The sequence below is a fragment of the Marinimicrobium alkaliphilum genome (genome assembly GCF_003259155.1).
GTDB lineage: Bacteria > Pseudomonadota > Gammaproteobacteria > Pseudomonadales > Cellvibrionaceae > Marinimicrobium_A > Marinimicrobium_A alkaliphilum.
On record NZ_QGMQ01000013.1, the window covers coordinates 1 to 6,628 of the forward strand.

Consider the following 6,628-nt stretch of genomic DNA (forward strand, 5'->3'; position numbering starts at 1 on the left):
AGTGGCTCTGCCATTCTGTGTATTGAGTGGGTGTAAAGTTTCAAGCTATTACCAGTTGCAGGCAATCCGGCATCAAAGGCCGCGCCAAATAAAATATGCGGCAGCTTCGTTCCCGGTGCCATTAGCCAGATTGGAAGTTGCGGTAAAGCGTTCCCGTTCGTCGTGGTTTGCCACAATAGAATTTCGGGGGCATCTGCAGGGGCAAACGTTCCTGCGGGTACCAAAATTACAGGTTAGGTTCGCGTTCGCTCACAACGCAGTATTAGCAAATGGGGTGTGTCGCCAACTTAACAAGGCCAGTCTGTCCGACACCAAAAACCTACGCTCACGCGTAGGCTTTTGGTGCGGCAGCTGGCAACGTTATGTGAGTGCAATAATCGAGTTTAAAGCATGGCCATAAGTGAATTTGAAATAAAGCGTTGCGAGAAGGAGCTGAGAAAATTCTTGGAAGAAAATCGACCTCCTGCTCATGTTCGAGCGCAGGTTGATCTGGGATATCGCATCACGGGCCAGAGCGTCGAGATATTCGAAGTAAGGCCAAGTTTTCGGGACCCTAACGAGAAGACGGAGATAGCGGTTGCTAAAACAACCTATATCAAGTCCCAGAAAGTCTGGAAGGTGTACTGGATGCGACAAGACCTCAAATGGCATAGCTATCCTCCAGCTCCGCAGGTAAGGCATTTTGAGGAATTCCTTACCTTGGTTAAGGAGGATGCAAACGCATGCTTTTTCGGGTAGAGAAAATACATAACAATCACATTAAGTTCGCTCACTTCGTTCGCCCGACGCTCGTACCTCGCGCGGCTTATGTGAGGCGTTATATCCTCGTTCACCCTATACTAGGGAGGTTGACTTGAAAGAAGAAACTTTTGAGGATAAGTGCTCGTTTTTATTCGATGTCATAAAAAGGTATGACCATTATATTGGGACCACCAACTTTAAGGTCGGCCTACTGATGTCATTCGTTGCCGCGATCATACTTGGTTTATCGATACGGATAATTCTCATGGGGCCGCCCGAATCTGATTGTAAGTATTTGTACTACACTGCATCTGCCTCTTCGGTACTAACAATACTGTTGTCACTTATCGCAGCAATAAATCTACTCCGGGTGGTTCTTCCAAGTTCAAAAACAGATAAGGGCTACAAATCCTTGATCTTCTATGGCGATGTTCTGGCGACAGAGAACGGAGCTGATGGATATGCTAAGAAAATTAAAGAGGCAACCCCTGAGGAGATTCTAGAGGATTTATCTAAGCAGACCTTTATGGTCGCGGAAATTGTAAATGAGAAGTTTAGAGTTTTGAAAATCGCAGTGAGGATCTCTGTTTATGGTGTTGTGCCTATGCTAGCTGTTTCGTTGTTATTATTGATATTCAATGGAGCTGGATGAACATGGATAGCTTCGAGAATACGTTCGACCAAATGTTCGAGGCGGTTAGAAATCGTTCCACCATAGCTGTTGCTAAATCAGCGTCTATTGAGGCACTGGACTCAAAGCAAATAAGTGAAGATTTCTCTGACTTACCTTCTGGGCCGCAAGAAGAGTTTCTGCTCCAAGCGACAATCAGACCAATTTTTGGAAAGCCCGGTGTAAATAATTCACCAATCGGAACTCACCCAGATTTTATATCTCTTGAGGGCACAAAAATCACGCAAAAGCATTATACCTGCACAATTTTTGTGGACATCAAGGGATCAACAAGACTGTCGCTATTGTATCCATTGGAGTTTGTCTACCAATTTAAGAATACTGTAATTCAAACATGCGTTGAGACTATTAGATCATTTGATGGACACATACATAGATTGATGGGTGACGCCGTAATGGCTTTTTTTGGTGGCAGCTCTACAGAAAAAGAGGATGCTATAGCAGATGCAATTAACTGTTCAATAACTTTACGCGCAATTTTGGAGGGCAGCATTAAGCCTTGGATGGAAAGAGAAGGCTTGGATGCGAAAGATTTCGGCTTTAGGATAGGCTGTGATTTTGGAGATGACGAAGAAGTATTGTGGGGAAGTTTCGGATACAGAAATGTAGGTGAGGTTTCGGCGACTGGTCTTCCGGTTGATATGGCGTCCAAGCTCCAAGGGCTGGCTGGAAAGAATCAAACAATGCTTGGACAGGGGTTGTTGGATTTTGTTTACTGGCCAGAGAAATATTCTAAGATAAAGACTCGTGATCGTGGAGATGGGAAAGAGAGTTTGCCAATAGTAAGTCCAAATATTACGGATGCCGACGGGAATCCGCTGAATTACAAAATGAGGCAGTTATCCTACGATAAGAGTTTAGAGTTTTCTGCTCTTCCCAGAAGCTTTAGGGAGAAAATTTGTAGCGGATCCGTAAAGGACCATGCGGAAATAGATTACAAATGTTATTCGATAGATAATGGCAACAGACAGGAGTATATATCTGCTTCGAGTTTTTTAGAGCCAAATATTTCTTTAGCTTTCGTGGTTCGATCAAACACAAAAAATAGGCTAAATTTTCCACTTAAAGTGGTATTTAAAAAAACCAACCACGGTCCAATAACCCCTGAGAATGAAAGGGACGTTGAGCAAGAGGGAGTTATTAGGTATCTCCGAAAAGAAAGAGTAAGCAAATACAATCAATCTTATCACCCAGTATCCAAGGTCGAGCTGCCGGAGGCCACACTTTACCGAGGTCTCCATACGATGAAATGTGAAGTGTATGACTCAAATGGGGTATTACTTTTTCGTGACTGGATCGGGGTTATGATTAAGTGACGGATATAACAATCGCAAGCACGCGGAAAAATTTTCCGCTGCGCTACAAATTGTCCGGTGTTGCGGGCGTTAGATTAATAAAGGAGAGTCCAATTTTGGCAGCTCAAGTTATTACAACTCCGAGATTAAAAGATAAGGTTCTGATTGATTGTATTAAGGAGCTTGCAACAGAGGTTTCTAGCCATTCTCCAAGCGCCACGCTTAGTTTGCTTGGCTCTAGCACAGTTAGATTTGATCCGTTAGTTGCGGATGATTCTGAAGAACTTGCGGACTTGATAAAGAAGAATTCTGAGCTGATTTTCAGAGCATCATTCAGTGCAGGTGGTTTTTCCGTTTCATTTCATCGAGGCGGACAGAGTGATCCTAAATCGCCTTATACGGATGAAGTCTATTTAAACCCGGGCAGCCAATGTCAACTAAACGAATCTGAAAAGCTGCAAATAGCCTATGTAATAGTCAAGAAACTCAAGGCTACTGATAAAGGAAGAACGGTTGGTAATAAGTTTTCAAAGGAACAAGAAGAGCTTGCTTCAATTCACGAGTCGACCTTAAGTAGACTCGAAGAACTAAGTGAAAAATTGATACATGATAATCATGAGTACCGCAGCAAGCTAGATCAAGAGTTTTTCTCTAGGATTTCTTCTGAAGATGAAAGATTTCAAGCTAAGGAGCAGGAGCTAAATGCTGAATATGAAAATCTTTTTGGCGATCTAAAGAATAAAGAATCCGAGTTCGAAGAAAAGAAAAAAGAACTGGACAACAAAAGTAACACCCATGCACGCCGACAGATTAGAAAAGATATAATTAAAGAGATAAAAAATCGTCAGACTGAATTCAAGCTTACAGCTGGTACAAATAAGTTAAGGTGGCCTGTTGGGTTAGCGATGCTGGGATTGATTGCTGTTTTCGTTGTGTTGGCTAGTTTTTCTATCCGGGACTTTTATCAATCCATGAATGTTTCTGATGCAAGAGTCCTGTGGATAGCCGGTGTTAAGCAAATAATATACTCGTTTGGTGCAGTCGGTTCGATTCTTTTTTATATTCGCTGGCAAAACCGTTGGTTTGAGCAACACTCCCTTGCAGAGTTTCACCTTAAGCAATTAGAGCTAGACATGGAGAGAGCGAGTTGGATTGTTGAGACAAGTTTAGAATGGAATGATGCTAAAGGTAATACCATACCGACAGAGTTATTGGAAAGTTTGAGCAGGAATCTATTCACAGAAGCCCATGAAAAGGCTGGAAACCTTGCTCATCCAGCCGATCAATTAGCCTCAGCTTTAATGGGGTCAGCCTCTCTGGTTAAGCTAAAGGCCGGAGATGCCGAGCTTGAAATAGATCCAAAAAAATTAAAGAAGAGCCGGAACGAGTTCGAATCATCTAACAAATAAATTCAGGCGATGCAGTAAACTGCACGCCTGATTTAGGCGTTAGGCATAAGGATCGAGCATGGAATTTGTAGCTATTGACGTTGAAACTGCAAACCCAGATATGGCCTCAATTTGTCAGATTGGTATAGCTTGCTTCAATAATGGCCAGCTTGAGCGTGAATGGTCATCCCTTGTAAATCCTAGAGACTACTTTGATCCAATCAATGTGAGCGTACATGGAATAAACGAGACGAGTGTTTCATCTGCGCCTTCATTTGAAGAAATCTATCATGAGATTAGGTCTCTGTTGTCAGGGAAGATATGCGTTAGCCATACGCACTTCGATCGAATTTCTATGGATAAGGCCATCCGAAAGCATTCACTCGACCCCATCGAATTTGTATGGCTCGATTCAGCGCGTATTGCTCGGCGTGCCTGGGAGGAGTGCGCCTGGAAGGGTTACGGACTTGCCAACGTTTGCAAAATAATCGGATTTGAGTTTAAGCATCATGACGCTCTTGAGGATGCCAAGGCGTGCGGCGCGATCGTTCACGCTGCTGTCGAGAAGGCTGGGATAACGCTCGAAGGGTGGTTGACACGGGTTGGGCAGCCAATATCTGGATTATCCTCATCGGGTGGAAAAGTTGCTTTGGAGGGGAATCCAGAGGGTGAGCTATACGGCCAATCCGTCGTATTCACAGGGGCGCTTTCAATTCCGCGTAAAGATGCTGCCGCTATGGCGGCGAGTATTGGGTGCTCAGTAGCCCCAACGGTTAGCAAGAAAATTGACTATTTGGTAGTTGGCGATCAAGATGCATCAAGACTTGCAGGCAAAGATAAAAGCTCAAAACATATCAAGGCGGAAGAGCTCATAGCTAGCGGTGTTCAGATCAGAATTTTGAAAGAAAGTGACTTCAAAGAACTGGTAGATGGTGCGGCTAGAGATGCCTAACAAACACATTAAGTACGCTCACTTCGTTCGCCCGACGTTCGTTCCTCACGCGGCTTATGTGAAGCGTTAGGCACTTCGCGACACAGTAGAAGATTAATTGTAAGGGGAGAGTAATGGAATGCTTTTATCACGAATCGCAAAGCGCGGTTGGGATATGTAAATCTTGCCAACGGGGATTGTGCCGAACGTGTGCAGTCGAGGTTAAAAACGGAATCGCATGTAGTGGAGCTTGTGAGGCCGAGGCAGAGAAGCTTGATCGGCTTGTTCAGCAGAGCGAGTCAATGAGCACCGAAGCCGTCAAACTTACGAATAGCGTGAGTATGCTGTCGGTAGAGCTTTTTAACTTTGTTCTGGGACTGATTTTTGCTGGCATGGGCCTTTACCTGAATAATCGTCTACTACTAATTCTTGGCTCTGCTTTCTTGCTGTTCGGAACATACGGCTTAATACGAGTATGGAAGGCATCCAAAGAAAGTTCGAAAGGCGCCTAACCAATTGCTCAAGTACACTACGGGCCTAGCGGCCCTTCGTGGGACGGCCTATCGGCCGCCCCTTAGCAAAAGCGTTAATTTCTTATGATCGAAAAGATTGCCATTTTTTACCTTCTTGTATTCGCAATATTGGTGGCATTGAAACGCATGCGTCCAAACCTACTAACCTATTTGGCATTTAGTTGGTTTGGTCCATTTCCCGAGGAGGGAGAGTTGCTATCTAGCTACAAGGCCAGGAGAGTGATGTATGCTTTAAACTGGGCAATACAGTTTGTTGCATATTTCGCATTCTTGGCTCTCGCTGGGATCTATTTCAGTGGCCCCTCTAACGAGACTTTCTTCCTAGTGGCGGGGTTCGCAGGTACCATCGGTTTGGGGATGGCGGTTCTAGCCTTCGCTGGTTTTTCGATATCATGGTTGAAAACCGTTATCTTTGGGCCAGACCCTAAATGTGAGTACATAGAAGAGCATGAGGTATAAAATTAACAAGGCGTACCAGTTCGCCGCCGCAAGCGGCGGCAGGACGCTCGCAAGCTCGCGCCTTTGTACGCGACGTTAGGCTTACGAGTATGAAGCATCTATTGTTGTTCATGGCATTGATTTTGACGGGTAGTGTATACGCCATAGACATTCCTTGTGAGCGGACTATTCAGCAAGAAATAGATCAAGCGGAGGTAATTGTTGTCGCACAAATCATGTCACACGAGCTCAATGATGAAGGTGTCGGGGATTTAACATTTAAGGTGCTTTGGCAGTGGAAGGGTGAGCCGATAAAAACAATGAAAGTGTACGCGAACGCTAAATTTCCATTTACCATTGCAAAAAGCAACTATTACCTCATTTACGCAAATTGGGCTACTCACACGGAAAAAGAATTTTGGCAAATACCGTGGTGTAAACAGATAATGGATGTTGCGTATGCGTCTGAAGATCTAGGCATCTTAGGTGCGCCACAGTATGTATATGAATAGCACGCACGCACAAAAGCCTAACAAGGTCAATCACAATCGTGCAATGCAAAATTCGCATTGCACTGGACGGCCTACACTACGTTCCGGCCGCCTGTGTTG

The 6,628-nt window shown here is 44.4% G+C and carries 7 protein-coding genes; all 7 read left to right on the forward strand.

Annotation, left to right across the window (positions count from 1 at the left end):
* Positions 1-390: 390 nt before the first annotated feature.
* Positions 391-738, forward strand: a complete 348-nt coding sequence (locus DKW72_RS15990; protein WP_111643396.1) for a DUF3024 domain-containing protein — start codon at positions 391-393, stop codon at positions 736-738.
* Positions 739-853: 115 nt separating this feature from the next.
* A complete protein-coding gene (locus DKW72_RS15995; protein ID WP_111643397.1) occupies positions 854-1,393 on the forward strand; it encodes a Pycsar system effector family protein in 540 nt (179 codons plus the stop codon).
* Positions 1,394-1,395: 2 nt separating this feature from the next.
* A complete protein-coding gene (locus DKW72_RS16000) occupies positions 1,396-2,748 on the forward strand; it encodes a nucleotide-binding domain-containing protein (RefSeq protein ID WP_111643403.1) in 1,353 nt (450 codons plus the stop codon).
* A 95-nt stretch (positions 2,749-2,843) separates the two neighbouring features.
* Positions 2,844-4,136: a DUF485 domain-containing protein gene (locus tag DKW72_RS16005; RefSeq protein ID WP_111643398.1), complete on the forward strand. Its 1,293-nt coding sequence runs from the start codon at positions 2,844-2,846 to the stop codon at positions 4,134-4,136.
* A 58-nt stretch (positions 4,137-4,194) separates the two neighbouring features.
* Positions 4,195-5,067, forward strand: a complete 873-nt coding sequence (locus tag DKW72_RS16010) for an exonuclease domain-containing protein (protein WP_111643399.1) — start codon at positions 4,195-4,197, stop codon at positions 5,065-5,067.
* Positions 5,068-5,642: 575 nt separating this feature from the next.
* Positions 5,643-6,038 carry a hypothetical protein gene (locus DKW72_RS16020; protein ID WP_111643401.1) on the forward strand — a complete coding sequence of 132 codons (396 nt, stop codon included), beginning with the start codon at positions 5,643-5,645 and terminating at the stop codon, positions 6,036-6,038.
* A gap of 89 nt (positions 6,039-6,127) precedes the next feature.
* Positions 6,128-6,529, forward strand: coding sequence for a hypothetical protein (locus DKW72_RS16025; RefSeq protein ID WP_111643402.1), 402 nt, complete (start codon positions 6,128-6,130; stop codon positions 6,527-6,529).
* Positions 6,530-6,628 lie beyond the last annotated feature (99 nt).

Coding starts and splice junctions, on each gene's coding strand:
- DKW72_RS15990 (WP_111643396.1), top strand. CDS start 391: ATGGCCATAAGTGAATTTGAAATAAAGCGTTGCGAGAAGGAGCTGAGA.
- DKW72_RS16000 (WP_111643403.1), top strand. CDS start 1,396: ATGGATAGCTTCGAGAATACGTTCGACCAAATGTTCGAGGCGGTTAGA.
- DKW72_RS16010 (WP_111643399.1), top strand. CDS start 4,195: ATGGAATTTGTAGCTATTGACGTTGAAACTGCAAACCCAGATATGGCC.
- DKW72_RS16020 (WP_111643401.1), top strand. CDS start 5,643: ATGATCGAAAAGATTGCCATTTTTTACCTTCTTGTATTCGCAATATTG.
- DKW72_RS16025 (WP_111643402.1), top strand. CDS start 6,128: ATGAAGCATCTATTGTTGTTCATGGCATTGATTTTGACGGGTAGTGTA.